Source organism: Conexibacter sp. SYSU D00693, assembly GCF_017084525.1.
In the GTDB taxonomy this organism is placed as follows: Bacteria; Actinomycetota; Thermoleophilia; order Solirubrobacterales; family Solirubrobacteraceae; genus Baekduia.
The window spans coordinates 3,562,992-3,577,106 of sequence record NZ_CP070950.1 but is presented as its reverse complement, the minus strand read 5'-3'; the positions used below and the strand labels follow the sequence as shown (position 1 = coordinate 3,577,106).

Annotated in this window: 16 protein-coding genes and 1 tRNA gene; 11 read left to right on the top strand and 6 right to left on the bottom strand. The window is 75.0% G+C overall.

The window, feature by feature from the left end:
* Position 1: 1 nt before the first annotated feature.
* Entirely contained in the window at positions 2 to 436 is a 435-nt protein-coding gene (locus tag JUB12_RS17675) for a hypothetical protein (RefSeq protein WP_205696756.1), read from the bottom strand.
* Positions 437 to 565: 129 nt separating this feature from the next.
* On the opposite strand from JUB12_RS17675, the gene JUB12_RS17670 reads away from it, so the two are divergent.
* Positions 566 to 1,417, top strand: coding sequence for a M23 family metallopeptidase (locus tag JUB12_RS17670; RefSeq protein ID WP_205696755.1), 852 nt, complete (start codon positions 566 to 568; stop codon positions 1,415 to 1,417).
* Here the strand turns inward: JUB12_RS17670 and JUB12_RS17665 are convergent.
* Positions 1,402 to 2,037, bottom strand: a complete 636-nt coding sequence (locus JUB12_RS17665) for a bifunctional 2-polyprenyl-6-hydroxyphenol methylase/3-demethylubiquinol 3-O-methyltransferase UbiG (RefSeq protein WP_205696754.1) — start codon at positions 2,035 to 2,037, stop codon at positions 1,402 to 1,404. The two genes, JUB12_RS17670 and JUB12_RS17665, sit on opposite strands and share 16 nt — an antisense overlap.
* A 102-nt stretch (positions 2,038 to 2,139) precedes the next feature.
* On the opposite strand from JUB12_RS17665, the gene JUB12_RS17660 reads away from it, so the two are divergent.
* Both JUB12_RS17660 and JUB12_RS17655 read left to right on the top strand, forming a co-directional pair.
* The gene (locus JUB12_RS17660) at positions 2,140 to 3,105 is read left to right on the top strand and encodes an RNA polymerase subunit sigma-70 (RefSeq protein WP_205696753.1); all 966 of its coding nucleotides are present in this window, start codon (positions 2,140 to 2,142) and stop codon (positions 3,103 to 3,105) included.
* A 62-nt stretch (positions 3,106 to 3,167) separates the two neighbouring features.
* On the top strand, positions 3,168 to 3,713 hold the full coding sequence (locus JUB12_RS17655) for an MBL fold metallo-hydrolase (protein ID WP_371822342.1): 546 nt from the start codon (positions 3,168 to 3,170) through the stop codon (positions 3,711 to 3,713).
* Between the two features lie 61 nt (positions 3,714 to 3,774).
* On the opposite strand, the gene JUB12_RS17650 is transcribed toward JUB12_RS17655, so the two are convergent.
* The gene (locus JUB12_RS17650; protein WP_205699804.1) at positions 3,775 to 4,329 is read right to left on the bottom strand and encodes an SDR family oxidoreductase; all 555 of its coding nucleotides are present in this window, start codon (positions 4,327 to 4,329) and stop codon (positions 3,775 to 3,777) included.
* Between the two features lie 234 nt (positions 4,330 to 4,563).
* Between JUB12_RS17650 and JUB12_RS17645 the strand changes: the two genes are divergently transcribed.
* Positions 4,564 to 5,427 (top strand): LysR family transcriptional regulator, encoded by an 864-nt coding sequence (locus JUB12_RS17645; protein WP_205696751.1) that lies wholly within the window; start codon positions 4,564 to 4,566, stop codon positions 5,425 to 5,427.
* Positions 5,428 to 5,447: 20 nt separating this feature from the next.
* Here the strand turns inward: JUB12_RS17645 and JUB12_RS17640 are convergent.
* Positions 5,448 to 5,520: transfer RNA gene (locus JUB12_RS17640), tRNA-Thr, on the bottom strand.
* Positions 5,521 to 5,592: 72 nt separating this feature from the next.
* Here JUB12_RS17640 and JUB12_RS17635 point away from each other — a divergent pair.
* A complete protein-coding gene (locus JUB12_RS17635; protein WP_205696750.1) occupies positions 5,593 to 6,330 on the top strand; it encodes a helix-turn-helix domain-containing protein in 738 nt (245 codons plus the stop codon).
* Here the strand turns inward: JUB12_RS17635 and JUB12_RS17630 are convergent.
* Both JUB12_RS17630 and JUB12_RS17625 read right to left on the bottom strand, forming a co-directional pair.
* A complete protein-coding gene (locus tag JUB12_RS17630; RefSeq protein WP_205696749.1) occupies positions 6,285 to 6,857 on the bottom strand; it encodes a dihydrofolate reductase family protein in 573 nt (190 codons plus the stop codon). The two genes, JUB12_RS17635 and JUB12_RS17630, sit on opposite strands and share 46 nt — an antisense overlap.
* Positions 6,858 to 6,953: 96 nt before the next feature.
* Positions 6,954 to 8,093, bottom strand: coding sequence for a serine hydrolase (locus JUB12_RS17625; RefSeq protein WP_205696748.1), 1,140 nt, complete (start codon positions 8,091 to 8,093; stop codon positions 6,954 to 6,956).
* 135 nt (positions 8,094 to 8,228) lie between these two features.
* Between JUB12_RS17625 and JUB12_RS17620 the strand changes: the two genes are divergently transcribed.
* The 6 genes from JUB12_RS17620 to JUB12_RS17595 all read left to right on the top strand — a co-directional run bounded on the left by JUB12_RS17620 (position 8,229) and on the right by JUB12_RS17595 (position 14,069).
* The gene (locus JUB12_RS17620; RefSeq protein WP_205696747.1) at positions 8,229 to 9,347 is read left to right on the top strand and encodes a sensor histidine kinase; all 1,119 of its coding nucleotides are present in this window, start codon (positions 8,229 to 8,231) and stop codon (positions 9,345 to 9,347) included.
* Positions 9,332 to 10,000 (top strand): response regulator transcription factor, encoded by a 669-nt coding sequence (locus JUB12_RS17615; RefSeq protein WP_205696746.1) that lies wholly within the window; start codon positions 9,332 to 9,334, stop codon positions 9,998 to 10,000. Before JUB12_RS17620 ends, JUB12_RS17615 begins: the two co-directional genes overlap by 16 nt.
* 65 nt (positions 10,001 to 10,065) lie before the next feature.
* Entirely contained in the window at positions 10,066 to 11,127 is a 1,062-nt protein-coding gene (locus JUB12_RS17610) for an iron ABC transporter permease (RefSeq protein ID WP_205696745.1), read from the top strand.
* Positions 11,124 to 12,179 (top strand): iron chelate uptake ABC transporter family permease subunit, encoded by a 1,056-nt coding sequence (locus tag JUB12_RS17605; protein WP_205696744.1) that lies wholly within the window; start codon positions 11,124 to 11,126, stop codon positions 12,177 to 12,179. Before JUB12_RS17610 ends, JUB12_RS17605 begins: the two co-directional genes overlap by 4 nt.
* Positions 12,176 to 13,015 carry an ABC transporter ATP-binding protein gene (locus JUB12_RS17600; protein WP_205696743.1) on the top strand — a complete coding sequence of 280 codons (840 nt, stop codon included), beginning with the start codon at positions 12,176 to 12,178 and terminating at the stop codon, positions 13,013 to 13,015. The genes JUB12_RS17605 and JUB12_RS17600 overlap by 4 nt, the downstream gene beginning before the upstream one ends.
* 28 nt (positions 13,016 to 13,043) lie before the next feature.
* Positions 13,044 to 14,069 (top strand): iron-siderophore ABC transporter substrate-binding protein, encoded by a 1,026-nt coding sequence (locus JUB12_RS17595; protein WP_205696742.1) that lies wholly within the window; start codon positions 13,044 to 13,046, stop codon positions 14,067 to 14,069.
* The last annotated feature ends 46 nt before the right edge of the window (positions 14,070 to 14,115 follow it).

Below are 14,115 nucleotides of genomic sequence, written 5' to 3'. Positions count from 1 at the left end.
CTCAGCCCGCGGCGAACGGACCCAGACCACGGGCCAGCAGGAGCGCGACGGCCCGGTCGCGCTCGGCGCCGGGCAGGACGACCCGCAGCTCCTGGCGGCCTGTCGTGTCGTCGCGCAGCAGCGCGCAGTCCCAGGCCACGACGAGCTTGCCGCCGTCGTCGACGCCGGTCGTCATGCCCGCCACCCCCGGGTGGTCGAACGGGACGTCGAGGAGCGGGCCGCCGCGGCGGTCGGCGGCGACCCGCCGGCCGGTGACGGCGAGCGCGACGCGCAGCCCCTCCTTGCGCCAGCTCGCCCGGCGGTCGGGCCCGCGGTAGTCGCGGTAGGTCAGCGTGCCCTTCGCGTCGTCGGCCTCGAGGACCACGCCCTCGGCCTGCAGCGCCGCCCGCCGAGCGTCGCTGAAGTGCGCCGTCCCCCGCAGCACGTCCCACAGCACCCCGGCATCGTCGCAGCCGTGGGCGCGGTCGTGCAGGGGCAGGGGCTCCCGCGACGGCGTGGAAGCCCACGCCGCGGCAGGGGACGCGCGGGCAGGGGGCTTGCGCGGCGCACCCCTGCGTGCTCGCTCGTGCCTCAGGGGAACCGCATCGTCCGGGCCGCCGGCCTGGCCACCTTCGCCGTCGCCGTCGCCGCCCCGTGGGCGCTGCCGGCGCTGCAGGGGTCCGCACCGGCCGCCGCCACGCCGCCCGCGCAGCTGCGCGCCGCGGAGGTCCGCTCGCAGCGGCTGCTGCTCGACGGCCCGCGCAGGCAGCGCCTGACCGTCACCGCGCCGGCCGGCGGCGCGCGGCGCGTCAGGGTCGTGCTCGTGGGCGGCGGCGCGCGCCGGCCCATCGCCTCGTGGGAGGTCGGGCCGCTGGCGCCCGGCGCGTCGCGCACGCTGAGCTGGGACGGCAGGACCGCCACCGGCCGCCGCGTCCCCGACGGGCGCTTCCGCTTCCTCGCCGCGGTCGACGACGGCCCGGTCGCCCCGGCGGGCGCGCCGTTCGACGCCGTCCGCGCGTTCTTCCCGGTCCGCGGGCCGCACACGTTCGGCGACGGCCTCGGCGCCGGGCGCGGCCACCAGGGCCAGGACGTCGTCGCGCCGTGCGGCACGCCGGTCGTGGCGGCACGGGCGGGCGTCGCGCGCGAGGTCGGCTACGACGGGGTGCGCGGCAACCACGTCGTCCTCGACACCGCCGGCGGCGCCTCCGCCGCCTACCTGCACCTCCAGGAGCTCCCCGCGCTCGCCGTCGGCGACCGCGTCGTCACCGGCGAGGCCCTCGGCCTCGTCGGCACCACCGGCCACTCGACCGGCTGCCACCTGCACTTCGAGCTGTGGCGGGCGCCCGGCTACTGGGAGGGCGAGCCGGTCGACCCGGCGCCGCTGCTGCGCCGGTGGGACGCGCAGACGGGCGCGGGGCGCGTTCAGGCGCGCTCGTAGCGCACGACGGCGTCGGTGCGCCGCGTCGGCTCCTCGCCGGGGAACGCGTGCTCCACCTCGACGAGCGCACACGTGCGCAGCGCCCACGCGTCGGCGGGCAGGGCGAGCTCGGCGACGACCTCGTCGGCCGTCTGGAGCCCGGCGTGCGGATGGCGCTCGGACGGCGCGTGGCCGATGACCAGCAGCGTGCCGCCCGGCGCGACGGCCGCGGCGGCGCGGCGCAGGATCGCGGTGCGCGGAAGCGCGACCGGCGAGTGCAGGAAGCTCGAGGTCACGAGGTCGAACGTCCCGTCCGGGAAGGACGTGGCGAGGTCGTGGCGCTCCCAGGTGATGGCGCCGGCGACGCCGGCCTGCGCCGCGGCCTGGGCCCCCACCTGCAGGGCGCTCTGGGCCACGTCGGTCGCGGTCACCGTCCAGCCGTGGCGCGCCAGCCAGATCGCGTCGCCGCCCTGGCCGCACCCGACGTCCAGGGCGCTCCCGGGCGTGAGCGACCCGACCTCCGCGGCGAGCGACGCGTTGACCGCGCCGCTCCAGCGCGTGTGGCCGTCGGCGTAGCGTGCCTCCCAGTACTCCGCCGGCGTGCGGTCGTCGTGGTCCTGGTCGTGCGCGTGCGTCGCCATCGCCGGGGACGGTCGCACGCTGCGACCTCGCTGGCAAGAGCCTGTGCCGATCTGGCAACAGGCTCCTGATGAGCTTTCGGGCCGTCCGCCGTCACACCCACCATGAGCCCCATCACCGACGACCTCCACCCGCTCGACGAGCACGCCTTCAGCGCTCGCGTCGAACCGCACCGCCGTGAGCTGCACGTCCACTGCTACCGCCTGCTCGGGTCCTTCGACGAGGCCGAGGACCTCGTCCAGGAGGCCTTCCTGCGCGCGTGGCGGCGGCGCGAGACCTACGCGGGCCGCGCCTCGGTCCGCGCGTGGCTCTACCGGATCGCCACGAACGCGTGCCTGGACGCGCTCGACAAGCGCCCGCGCCGGCCGTCGACCAGCGGCGAGGTCGCCTGGCTGCAGCCCTACCCCGACGCGCTGCTCGACCAGCTGCCCGACCGGCGCGAGGGCCCGGAGGGCGCGGCGCTGGCCAAGGAGACCGTCGAGCTGGCGTTCATCGTCGCCATCCAGCACCTCGCCCCGCTGCCGCGGGCCGTGCTCGTCCTGCGCGACGTCCTCGGCTGCTCGGCCAAGGAGAGCGCGCGGCTGCTGGAGACGACCGAGGCCTCGGTGAACTCCGCCCTGCAGCGCGCGCGGGGCGAGCTGCGCGAGCGCCTCCCGGAGGAGCGCGAGGCGTGGCGGCCGGACGCCGAACCCACCGCCGCCGAGCGCGAGCTGCTCGCGCGCTACGTCGACTGCACGGAGCGCGCCGACGCCGAGGGCACGGCCGCGCTCCTGCACCAGGACGTCCGCTTCTCCATGCCGCCGGCGCCCGGGCTGTGGGAGGGCCGCGACACCGTCGTGCAGGCATGGGTCGACGGCGGCTTCGGCTCGGACGCGTTCGGCAGCCTGCGGTGCGTCGTCACGCGCGCCAACGGCCAGCCCGCCGTCGCCGCCTACGTGCGCCGGCCCGGCGACGCCGCGCACGAGCCGCTCGCGATCGACGTCCTCGGGGTGCGCGACGGCGTCGTCGGCGACATCACGACGTTCGACCGCTCGCAGTTCGCGCGCTTCGACCTGCCGGCGGCGCTGTGAGCGCCGCGTCGGTCACCGTCACGCCGCTCGTCGTCGCCGACCTCCTGGCCGACGGCGAGCGGATGCCGGTCTGCGTCCACGTGGTCGACCACCCCGACGCGCGGATCCTCGTCGACACGGGGATCGAGCAGCTCCACCCCGCCGCGGCCGACCTCGACCCGCGGCTGTGGCCGCTGGCCGGGCAGGACCTCGACCTCGCGAGCATCGACCTCGTCGTCAACACCCACCTGCACTTCGACCACTGCGGCGGCAACCACCTGCTCGCCGGCACGCCGTTCTACGTCCAGCGCCGAGAGCTGGACGACGCCCGCACCAAGCCCGACTACACGCTGCCCGAGTGGGTCGACGCGCCCGGCGTGGAGTACGTGGCGGTCGACGGGGAGCACGAGCTGCTGCCGGGCGTGCGGCTGGTCCCCGCGCCCGGCCACACCGACGGGATGCAGGTGGTCGTCCTCGAGACCGGCGACCGACCGGTCGTCGTCGGCGGCGACGTCGCGGTGTGGTTCGGCGAGCTCGACGAGCCGAGCACCGAAGGCCAGCACACCGTCCTGGCCCTCGAGCCCGAGCTCGTCTGGCTCACCCACGTGCGCGAGCCGTGGCGGCCCTGAGCGCGCGAGGGGCCGCCGAGCGGCTTGGAGGCCGCTGAGCCCTCCGATGCGAGGTCGCAGCTCAGGCCAGCAGCGCGCCACCGTCGATGCGCAGCGTCGTCCCGGTCGTGAAGCCGCTGCGCAGCAGGTGGAGGTAGGCCTCACCGATCTCGGCGGCCTCGCCGACGCGTCCGGTCAGCAGCTCCTCCCCGACCGCGCTGAAGAGCGCCTCGGCGTCGATGTCGCGCCACAGGTCGGTGCGCACGACACCGGGCGCCACGACGTTGACGCGGACCGGTGCCAGCTCGACCGCCAGCGCGCGACCCAGTGCTTCGGTGGCACCGCAGACCGCGGCGGCGTTGGCCCACGTCGAGCCTGGGCGTGCCCCGGCAGAGCCGGAGGTCAGCGTGATCGACGTCGAGACCCTCGCGTGCTTGACGGCCGCCAGCGCGCCCCAGTAGCGGATCCTCCAGGCCTCCTGGGCCGCGGCGAGGTCGAGATCGGCCAGCAGGCTGGTGGTGAGGGACTCGCCGGCGGTGTAGACGAGGTGGTCGACCCGGCCGATGGTGCTCAGCACCCTGCGCAGGGCCTGCTGATCGCGCGCGTCGACGACGTACCCCTCGGCCGTGGTCGGCAGGGTCTCGAGCGCCGCGTCGACCCGCGGCTTCGCGGCTGCCGGCGATCAGCACGTGGGCGCCCTCGTCGGCGGCGAGCCGGGCGGTCGCCAGGCCGATGCCGCTGGTGGCGCCGATGATCAGCACCCGGGAGTCTGCAAGCGTCGTCATGCGGCGATGGTGAGCGCGCGCCAGCGGCCTGTCCAAGACCGACTTCCGCGGTTCTGATGCCGGGATGGCATCAGTACGCTGCGGCGGTGGACCTCGACCTCCACAAGCTGCGCTCGTTCGTGGCGGTTGCCGAAGAGCTGCACTTCCGGCGGGCCGCGGAGCGACTGCACCTCGCCCAGCCGGCGGTGTCGCGGCAGGTCGCGGCCCTGGAGCGCGAGCTCGGCGTGGCGTTGCTGGAGCGCGACAAGCGATCGGTGACGCTGACCCCGGCCGGCGAGCAGCTCCTGGGCGACGCACGGTCGTTGCTGGCGAGCGCCGACGGCGTACGCCGGCGCGTCCAGCGCGCGGGCCGCGGCAGGCACCACCTGGTCGTCGGCTTTCGCGCCGGCATCGTCCCCACCGCCACGATCGCCGCCTTCGGCGCCGAGCACCCCGACGTCCAGGTCGACGTCCGCCGGATGGAGTGGGACGACCAGGAGCAGCTGATCCTGTCGGGCCGGGTGGACATCGGCTTCGTCCGGGCTCCCCTACGTCGAGAGGGGCTGCGGCTCGAGCCGCTGTTCAGCGAGCCGCGCCTGGTCGCCCTCCGCGCCGACCATCCGCTGGCCGACCGGCGGCGACTCCGCCATGGCGAGCTCGCGGACCAGCCGCACCTGCGCTACCTCGATCCGGCCCCGGTTCCCGGGCTGTCGGCGAGCACCAAGCTGCGGTCGGTCGAAGAGAAGCTCGAGCACGTCGCCGCCGGCAACGGGATCATCGTGCTGCCGCGCTCGGCCACCCGCTACTACTCGAGGCCTGACGTCGTCTACGTCCCGCTCACGGACGCCGAACCCGACCACGTCTGGCTGGCCACCGAAGCCGCCCGCCGCTCCAGGCTGCTGGCCGCGTTCGCCGCAGCCGCCCGCGCCGCCCTGCCCGACGACGTCACACCGCTCTTCGACGAGCCGTGACCATGGGGGCGTCCGTCCAGAGCCGCCGAGCGGATTCGAACCGCTGACCCCTTCATTACGAGTGAAGTGCTCTACCAGCTGAGCTACGGCGGCGGGGCGGGCCAAGGATAGCGAGGGTCCCGCCCCGGGTCCTCGGCGACGGCGCCGCCCTCTAGGGTCCGCGTCGTGGGCCTCGCGTTCGAGACGCGACCGTCGGACTCGTCGTGGGTGCAGTCCGTCTGGACCTGCCGCAGCGGCGCCGTGACCGAGATGACGTCGGTGGCCACCGAGACCTGGGGGCTCGTGCTCTGGGAGCAGGACGGCCGGCGTCTCGCCGCCGTCAGCGGCCCGGAGCGTGCGACGGGCACGGCGCCGGTGCCCGAGGGCGCGACGTTCCTGGGCAACCAGTTCGCGGTCGGGACGTCGTTGCGGGGCGTGCCGACGCCGGCGCTGGTCGACGGCGGGATCGAGCTGCCGGAGGTCAGCGGCGGCCGGTTCCGCCTCGACGGCCGGCGCTGGGAGGTGCCGGGCGCCGACGACGCCGAGGCGCTCGTCGCGCGGCTCGTGGCCGACGGCACCGTGCAGCGCGACCCGCTCGTGACGGCGGCGCTGCGCGGCGATCGCCCCGCCGTCACGGACCGCACGCTGGAGCGCCGCTTCCGGGCGGCGACCGGCCTGAGCCGGGGCGCCGTCCGGCAGATCGCGCGCGCCCGCGAGGCCGCGGTCCTGCTGGCCTCCGGCGCGCCGGCGGCGGATGTGACGTTCGCGCTCGGGTTCTACGACGAGCCGCACCTCGCCCGCGCGCTGCGCCGGTACGTCGGGCGCACCGCCGGCCAGCTGCAGGACGGGGAGGGCGGCCCGCTGGCCCTCGACCCGGCTCAGCGCACGACGTCGTACAGGAGCTTGGCCACCCCGTTGGCGTAGACCGCGGAGTCGCGCAGGCGCAGCCGCTGCTTGTCGCGGTCTGCCCGGCTGAACGGGCTCTTCCCGGCACCGAGCAGCACCGGGAGCACGAGGAGGTTGTAGCGGTCGACGAGCTCCGCGTCGGCGAGCGAGACGGCAAGCTCGGGGCTGCCGTGGATGAAGATCGCGCCGCCGTCGCCCCGCTTGACCTCGGCGACGTCCTCGGCGGAGCGCAGGATCGTGATGTCGCCCCAGCCGTCGATGAGGTCGTCCTGGGCGAGCGAGGTGGAGACCACGAACTTCGGGAGGTCCTTGTACGCGGCGTGGTCGTCGGAGTCGCGCCACACCGGCGCGAACGCCTCGTAGCTGCGCCGGCCGAACATCAGCGCGGTCGTCTCCTCCAGCTCCTCGCCCTTCAGTGCGAAGGACTCGGGGCTGAAGTGCTCGAGCACCCAGCCGCCGCTGCGATGCCCTTCCTCCGTCCCGCCCGGCGAGTCCGCCACGCCGTCGAGCGAGACGAACCCCGTCCACACCAGCTCTCGTGCCACCTGCTGCTCCTTCCTTCGGGTCCCGGTACGAGGACCGGGACCCTAGGAACGGTGCGGCGGCGCGGTCTTGGACAGAACCGACGCCGCCGCGGAGGCTCAGCGGCAGAGCGCGCGGCCGACCGCGCCCTCCATGGCCTCGACCTGCTCCATCACCGTGGGCAGGCCGGTGAGGGCGATCGTCGCGGCGCGGCCGTCGGCGGTCGCGGCGTTGACCGTCGTGAAGCCGGCGATGTTGCCGCCGTGGCCCCAGGCCTCGCCGCCGCACGGCAGCTCGCTGCGCACCAGGCCCAGGCCGTAGCGCTTGCCCGCGCCGAGCTCGTCGGCCGGGACCGTCTCCTGCATCTCGCGCAGCAGGGCCGGCGAGACGAGCTTGCCCTGGAGCAGCGCGAGGAAGAACCGGTTGACCTCGCTGGGCGTCGAGACCATCTGGCCGGCGGCCCAGCCGAAGGACGGGTCCTGGACCGTGACGTCCACGAGCGGCTGGGCCGGGTCGTCGCGGTGGTAGCCGTGCGGGTGGCGGCCGCGCAGCTCCTGCTCTCCCACGCCCGGGAAGTACGTGTGGCGCAGGCGCAGCGGCTGGACGATGCGCCGCTCGAGCTCCTCGGCGATCGGCCGGCCGGTCACCGCCTCGACGATGAGGCCGAGCACCGCGTAGTTCGTGTTCGAGTACGAGAACCTCGTGCCCGGGGCGAACTCGGCCTCCTGCGCCAGGCCCTTGTCGAGCATCGCGCGCGGCTGGAAGTACGTGTGGATCCAGGGCAGGATCCCCGTCTCCAGGAGGAAGTTCGTGTAGTTCGGCAGGCCGCTGGTGTGGCGCAGCAGCTGGCGGACGCTGATCTCACGCCCGTCACCGCCGGGGCCGCGCACGAGGCCCGGCAGGTACTCCTCGACCTTCGCGTCGAGGTCGACCTTGCCGTCGGCGACGAGCTGCAGGACGGCCACCGCGGTGAACGTCTTGGTGTTGGAGCCGATGCGGACCTCGCCGTCGACCGGCGGGCGCTGGCCCGTGCGCAGGTCGCCGACGCCCGCGACGGCGTTCGTGACACGGCCCGCGCGGTCGCGCACCGACGCCAGGACGCCAGGGAACGCCTCGGGGTCGACGAGCTGCTGGAGGTCCTGCTGGAGGCCGCCGGCGGGGGCGGTCCGCTTGGCGGACGCCGGGGCGACGGCGACGAGCGCGCAGAGCGCGGCGACGAGGGCGACGACGGCGCGCGGCTTGGGGTGGTGGAGGGTCATGGCCGCAGGCTCTCCAGAAGGCGCGCCGCGGTCGACGGCGCAGCGACCCCTCTTGGGCAGGCGCGCGCGCCTCAGCCAGGACAGGTGCTGGCACCTCTTGCCTGGGCCGCCGGTCTGGCCGTACCGTCGAAGGTCATGCGCGAGGCGCTCCGGCAGGCAAGCGGCGAGGCGCGGCGTCTCGCGCTCGCCGCGCTCGACGGGCTGGTGCGCCTCGGCCTCCTGCTCGCCGCGCCGGTCTCCCGGCGGGCGCGCATCCGAGCGCAGGCCCGCGCCGACGCCCGCCGCGCCGAGCACGGATGGACGTCGCCCGCGCCGCGCTCGTGGCGCGACGTCGCCTGGCTGGCCGTCCCCGTCGGCGTGCCGCTCTTCGTGCTCTTCGTCGACCTCTTCGCCGCCGCGGTCTTCGGGGTCGTCATGCCGGCGGTGTGGGCGCTGGACGGCGACGGCCGCGTCCCGTACCAGTGGGTGATGGTCACCGACCTGGCGATGGCGTTCTTCGCCGTCCCGGTCGGCGGGCTGATGCTCGTGCTCTGCGCCTTCGCGCCGCGCCTGTTCCTGCGCGCCGACGACGCCTGGACGCGCTTCCTGCTGGCGCCGACGAAGGCCGCGCGGATGGCCGCGCGCGTCCAGCGCCTCACCGACACGCGCCAGCAGGCCGTCGACAGCTCCGCCGGCGAGCTGCGGCGCATCGAGCGCGACCTCCACGACGGCGCCCAAGCGCGCCTGGTCTCGCTGACGCTCCACCTCGGGATGGCCGAGGACCTGCTCGAGCGCGAGCCCGAGGCCGCCCGCACGATGCTCGCCCAGGCCCGCGCCGACGCCGACACCGCGATGGCCGACCTGCGCGCGCTCGTGCACGGCATCGCGCCGCCGCTGCTCACCGAGCGCGGCCTGCGCGCCGCGCTCGAGGACGTCGCCGCCCGCAGCCCCGTCCCGGTCAGCTGCACCGTCGACGTCGACCGCCGCCTGCCGGCGCCGCTGGAGAGCGCGGCGTACTTCACGACCGTCGAGCTCCTCACGAACGCCATCCGCCACAGCGGCGCCCGGCACATCGCCCTGCGCGCCGCCGACCGCGACGGCGGGCTGGCCATCGACCTGACCGACGACGGTCGCGGCGGCGCCGACCCCGAGGCGGGGACCGGCCTGCGCGGCGTCCAGCGGCGCCTCGCGCCGTTCGACGGGACGCTGACCATCACCAGCCCGCCCGGCGGGCCGACCACCGTCCAGGCCCGGCTGCCGTGCGCGTCGTCGTAGCCGAGGACCTCGCGCTCCTGCGCGACGGCCTCACGCGGATGCTCACGAGCTACGGCTTCGACGTCGTCGCGGCGCTCGAGGACGGCGAGGGCCTGGCGGACCAGCTGGTCGAGCTGCGTCCCGACGTGGCGATCGTCGACGTCCGCCTCCCGCCGACCTTCACCGACGAGGGGCTCAAGGCGACGATCGAGGCCCGCCGCGCCGTCCCGGGCCTGCCGGTGCTGATCCTCTCGCAGTACGTGCAGCGGGTGTACGCGGCGGAGCTGCTCTCCGACGGGGCCGGCGGCGTGGGCTACCTGCTCAAGAGCCGGGTGGGGGACGTGCGCGACTTCGTCGAGGCGGTCAAGCGCGTCGCCGCGGGGAGCACGGCGCTGGACCCCGAGGTCGTCGCCGAGCTCCTCGGGACCGGGGGACGGCCGAGCCGCCTGGACGAGCTGACGCCGCGCGAGCGCGAGGTCCTGGCCGTCATGGCCGAGGGCCGCTCGAACGCCGCGATCGCCGCCCGGCTGGTCATCGAGGAGAAGTCGGTGAGCAACCACATCAACGCGATCCTCAGCAAGCTCGACCTGCCGCCCTCGTCGGACGACCACCGCCGCGTGCTGGCGGTGCTGGCCTACCTCGAGAGCATCTCCGACCACGCTGGTGGGAGTTAGGCTAGCCTGACGGGCGCTGCGACTTAGGGCACCCGAAGCACCGGTCCCTGGTCGCGCCGCCCTCGATGGCCGTCGCCGCCCCGACCACCACGCCGTCCGTCGCCCGCCCGCGCACCGGGGCGCTGCTGCGGTCCCCCGGCGCGCGGACCGCCGGCCTGGCCGCCGCGCTGGTCGTCCTGCTCGCCGCGTGCGCCGCCTCGCTGGCCATCGGCTCGCTGGACATCCCGCTGCGCGAGGTGTGGGAGGCGCTCGTCTCGCGCGACGACACCGACGCCCACGCGATCGTCCACGACCTGCGCATCCCGCGCACGGAGCTCGGCGTGCTCGTCGGCGGCGCGCTCGGTGCCGCCGGCGCGCTGATGCAGGGCGTCACGCGCAACCCGCTGGCCGAGCCGCAGATCCTGGGCATCAACTCCGGCGCCGCGCTGTCCGTCGTCGCCGCCATCAGCGTGCTGGGCATCAGCGCGCCGGTCGCCTACGCCGGCTTCGCCCTGCTGGGCGCGGCGCTCGCGTCGGTCCTCGTCTACCTGCTCGGGGCGACCGGTCGCGGCGGCGCGACGCCCGTCAAGCTCGCGCTCGCCGGCGCGGTGCTCACCGCCCTGCTCACCGCGCTCACGAGCGCGATCCTCGTCTTCGACGCCCAGACGCTCGACGAGTTCCGCTTCTGGATCGTCGGCTCGATCGCCGGCCGCGACACCGAGGTGCTGACCGCGGTCGCGCCGTTCATGCTCACCGGCCTGGCGATCGCCCTGCTGTGCGGCCGCTCGCTCAACGCGCTGGCGATGGGCGACGAGGTCGCCCGGTCCCTCGGCCACCACGTCGACCGCTCGCGCGGTTGGGCTGCCCTCGGGTTCGTCCTGCTCGCCGGCGGCGCGGTCGCCGCAGCGGGTCCCATCGGCTTCGTCGGCCTCACCGTCCCGCACGTCGCCCGCGCCCTGGTCGGCCCCGACTACCGCTGGGTCATCCCGTTCAGCATCGTCCTCGGCGCCACGCTCCTGCTCGTCGGCGACGTCGCCGGCCGCGTCGTCTCGCGTCCCGACGAGCTCGAGGTCGGGATCATCACCGCGCTCATCGGCGCGCCGTTCTTCATCTGGCTCGTGCGCCGCCGGAGGCTCAGCGAGCTGTGAGCGCCCGCGCCCACAAGGTCGCCCTGCGCCGCGGGCCGCTGTCGCTGCGCTTCGAGCCGCGCGCGGTCGTGGTCGGTGCCGCCCTGACCGTCGCGATGCTGGCGGCCCTCACGGTCGACGTCGGCCGAGGCGAGCTCGACATCGCGCCGCTGGACGTCCTCAAGGCGCTCGTCGGCGCCGGCGACGAGGCGACGAGCTTCGTCGTCGTCGACCTGCGCCTGCCGCGCGCGCTCGTGGCGCTGCTCATCGGCGTCGCGCTCGGCGTCGCCGGGGCGATCTTCCAGGACATCTCGCGCAACCCGCTCGTGGCGCCGGACATCATCGGCGTCTCGCACGGCGCGGCGCTCGCGGCGGTGTCGTTCATCGTCCTGTTCGACTCGACCGCGACGTACGCGGTCCCGGGCGCCGCGCTGGCCGGTGCGCTCGTCGCCGGCGTCGTGCTGTACGCGCTGGCGTGGCGCAACGGGATGCAGGGCTATCGCCTGGTGCTCGTCGGCATCGGCGTGGCCGCGGTCCTGCAGGCCGGCATCGCCTGGGTGCTCACGCAGGGCCAGGTCCTCGACGCCGCGCTGGCCTACATCTGGATCGTCGGCTCGCTCAACGGCCGCGACTGGGACCACGTCTGGCCGCTGCTCGGGACGGTCGCCGTGCTCGTGCCGCTCGCGCTCCTGCTCGCCCGCCAGCTCCAGGTCCTGCAGCTCGGCGACGAGGTCGCCCGCGCGCTGGGCGCGAACGTCGAGCGCCAGCGGCTCGGCCTGCTGCTCATCGCCCTCGTGCTCGTCGGCGTCGCCGTGGCGGCGGGCGGCCCGATCGCCTTCACCGCCTTCATCGCGCCGCACATCGCGCGGCGCCTCACCCGGTCGGTCACGCCGCTGAGCGTGCTGCCGGTCGCGGCCCTGGTGGGGGCGACGCTCGTCTGCGTCGCCGACACCGCCGGGCGCCTGCTGTTCTCGCCGGACGAGATCCCGGTGGGCATCGTCACGTCGATCATCGCGGCCCCGTACTTCCTGTACCTCCTGAGCCGCGCCAACCGCCTGGGGGTCACGGGATGACCGCGCCGCTGCGCGCCGAGCGCCTGACCGTCGCCTACGAGGACCGCGACGTGGTCCACGACCTCGACCTGGAGATCCCCCGCGGGCAGGTCACGGCGATCGTCGGGGCCAACGGCTGCGGCAAGTCGACGCTGCTCAAGGCGCTGGCCCGCCTGCTCAAGCCCAAGCGGGGCACCGTCCTGCTCGACGGCAGGGCGATCAGCGAGCAGCCGACCAAGGACGTCGCCAAGCGCCTCGGGATCCTGCCCCAGTCGCCGGTGGCGCCCGACGGGCTGCAGGTCGAGGACCTCGTCGCCCGGGGCCGCCACCCCCACCAGACGCTCCTGCGCCAGTGGTCGCCCGCCGACGAGGCGGCGGTCCGTCACGCGCTCGAGGCGACGGCCATGGCCGACCTGCGCGACCGGGCGGTCGACGAGCTCTCCGGTGGCCAGCGCCAGCGGGCGTGGATCGCCATGACGCTCGCGCAGGAGACCGAGGTCCTGCTGCTCGACGAGCCGACGACGTTCCTCGACCTCGCCCACCAGATCGACGTCCTCGACCTGCTGCACGACCTCGTCGCCCGGCACGGCCGGACCGTCGTGATGGTCCTGCACGACCTCAACCAGGCCTGCCGCTACGCCGACCACCTCGTCGCGCTGCGCGAGGGACGCGTCCACGTCGCGGGCGCGCCGCGCGACGTCGTGGACGAGACGTTCGTCCGGGAGGTCCTCGGCCTGCCCGCGCAGGTCGTCGAGGACCCCGTGACCGGCACCCCCCTCTGCCTGCCCCTCGGCCGCCGCGAGCGCGAGGCCCGCTCCACCCCGGAGCCGGCCCGCGCGAGCACCCCGGCCGCCTGACCTCGAGAACCCCAGGAGGACCCCACCCATGAAGACCATCACCCGCGCGTTCGCGCTCGTGGCCGCCCTCGTGCTCGCCCTCGGGCTCGCCGCGTGCGGCGACGACGAGGACAGCGCGTCCTCGACCGGCGCCGCGACCAGCGAGAGCGCGGCGACGGCGTCGTTCCCCGTCTCCGTCAAGCACAAGTTCGGCACCACCGAGGTGCCCTCCGAGCCCAAGCGCGTGGTCGTCGTGGGCTACACGGAGCTCGACGCCGTCCTGGCCCTCGGCGTGACGCCGGTGGGCACCCGCGACTTCCTCGGCGGCTACGACTGGCGCAAGCGCCCGTGGGCGAAGGACTTCCCGACCGACATCCCGTCGATCGGCGGCCAGGAGATCAACTACGAGTCGGTCGCCGCCCGGCGTCCCGACCTGATCATCGCCCTGAACACCGGCATGCAGAAGGCCGACTACGAGCGCCTCTCGAAGATCGCGCCGACGATCGCCCAGAGCGGCGACTTCATCGACTTCGGCATGCCGTGGGACGCGCAGCTCAAGCTCATCGCCAAGGCGCTGGGCCGTGACCAGCGGGCCGACGAGGTCATCACCGAGGTCAAGGCGAAGTTCGCCGCGGCGCGCGAGGAGCACCCGGAGTTCGAGGGCAAGGACGCGATCCTCGCCTACGGCGGGCCCGACGGCTACGGCGCCTACGCGTCGGCCGACACCCGCAGCCGCTTCTTCGCCGACCTCGGGCTGAAGACCCCGGCGAAGGTCGACGAGCTGGCCGGCAAGTCGTTCTACACGGAGTTCAGCCAGGAGCAGTTCCGGCTCATGGACCAGGACCTCGTGGTCATGTTCGGCCCGGAGAAGGACATCGAGGCCAACAAGGTCATGCGGCGCCTGCAGGCGCTCAAGGACGACCGGATCGTCTACCTCGACCTGGGCGACCAGTTCTCGGGCGCGCTGGGCTACTCGAGCCCGCTGAGCCTGCCCTGGCTGCTGGACAACGAGCTCGACACGCTGCAGGCGGCGATCGACGGCGACCCCGCCACGAAGGTCGTCCAGCCGCAGTAGCTGTCCGCACGCGGGCACCCTGATCACTCAGTGGTTAGGGTGCCCT

Excerpts from the sequence above, each read along its gene's own strand:
- JUB12_RS17665 (WP_205696754.1), bottom strand. The coding sequence starts at position 2,037 with ATGGCGACGCACGCGCACGACCAGGACCACGACGACCGCACGCCGGCG.
- JUB12_RS17660 (WP_205696753.1), top strand. The coding sequence starts at position 2,140 with ATGAGCCCCATCACCGACGACCTCCACCCGCTCGACGAGCACGCCTTC.
- JUB12_RS17655 (WP_371822342.1), top strand. The coding sequence starts at position 3,168 with ATGCCGGTCTGCGTCCACGTGGTCGACCACCCCGACGCGCGGATCCTC.
- JUB12_RS17625 (WP_205696748.1), bottom strand. The coding sequence starts at position 8,093 with ATGACCCTCCACCACCCCAAGCCGCGCGCCGTCGTCGCCCTCGTCGCC.
- JUB12_RS17620 (WP_205696747.1), top strand. The coding sequence starts at position 8,229 with ATGCGCGAGGCGCTCCGGCAGGCAAGCGGCGAGGCGCGGCGTCTCGCG.
- JUB12_RS17610 (WP_205696745.1), top strand. The coding sequence starts at position 10,066 with ATGGCCGTCGCCGCCCCGACCACCACGCCGTCCGTCGCCCGCCCGCGC.
- JUB12_RS17600 (WP_205696743.1), top strand. The coding sequence starts at position 12,176 with ATGACCGCGCCGCTGCGCGCCGAGCGCCTGACCGTCGCCTACGAGGAC.
- JUB12_RS17595 (WP_205696742.1), top strand. The coding sequence starts at position 13,044 with ATGAAGACCATCACCCGCGCGTTCGCGCTCGTGGCCGCCCTCGTGCTC.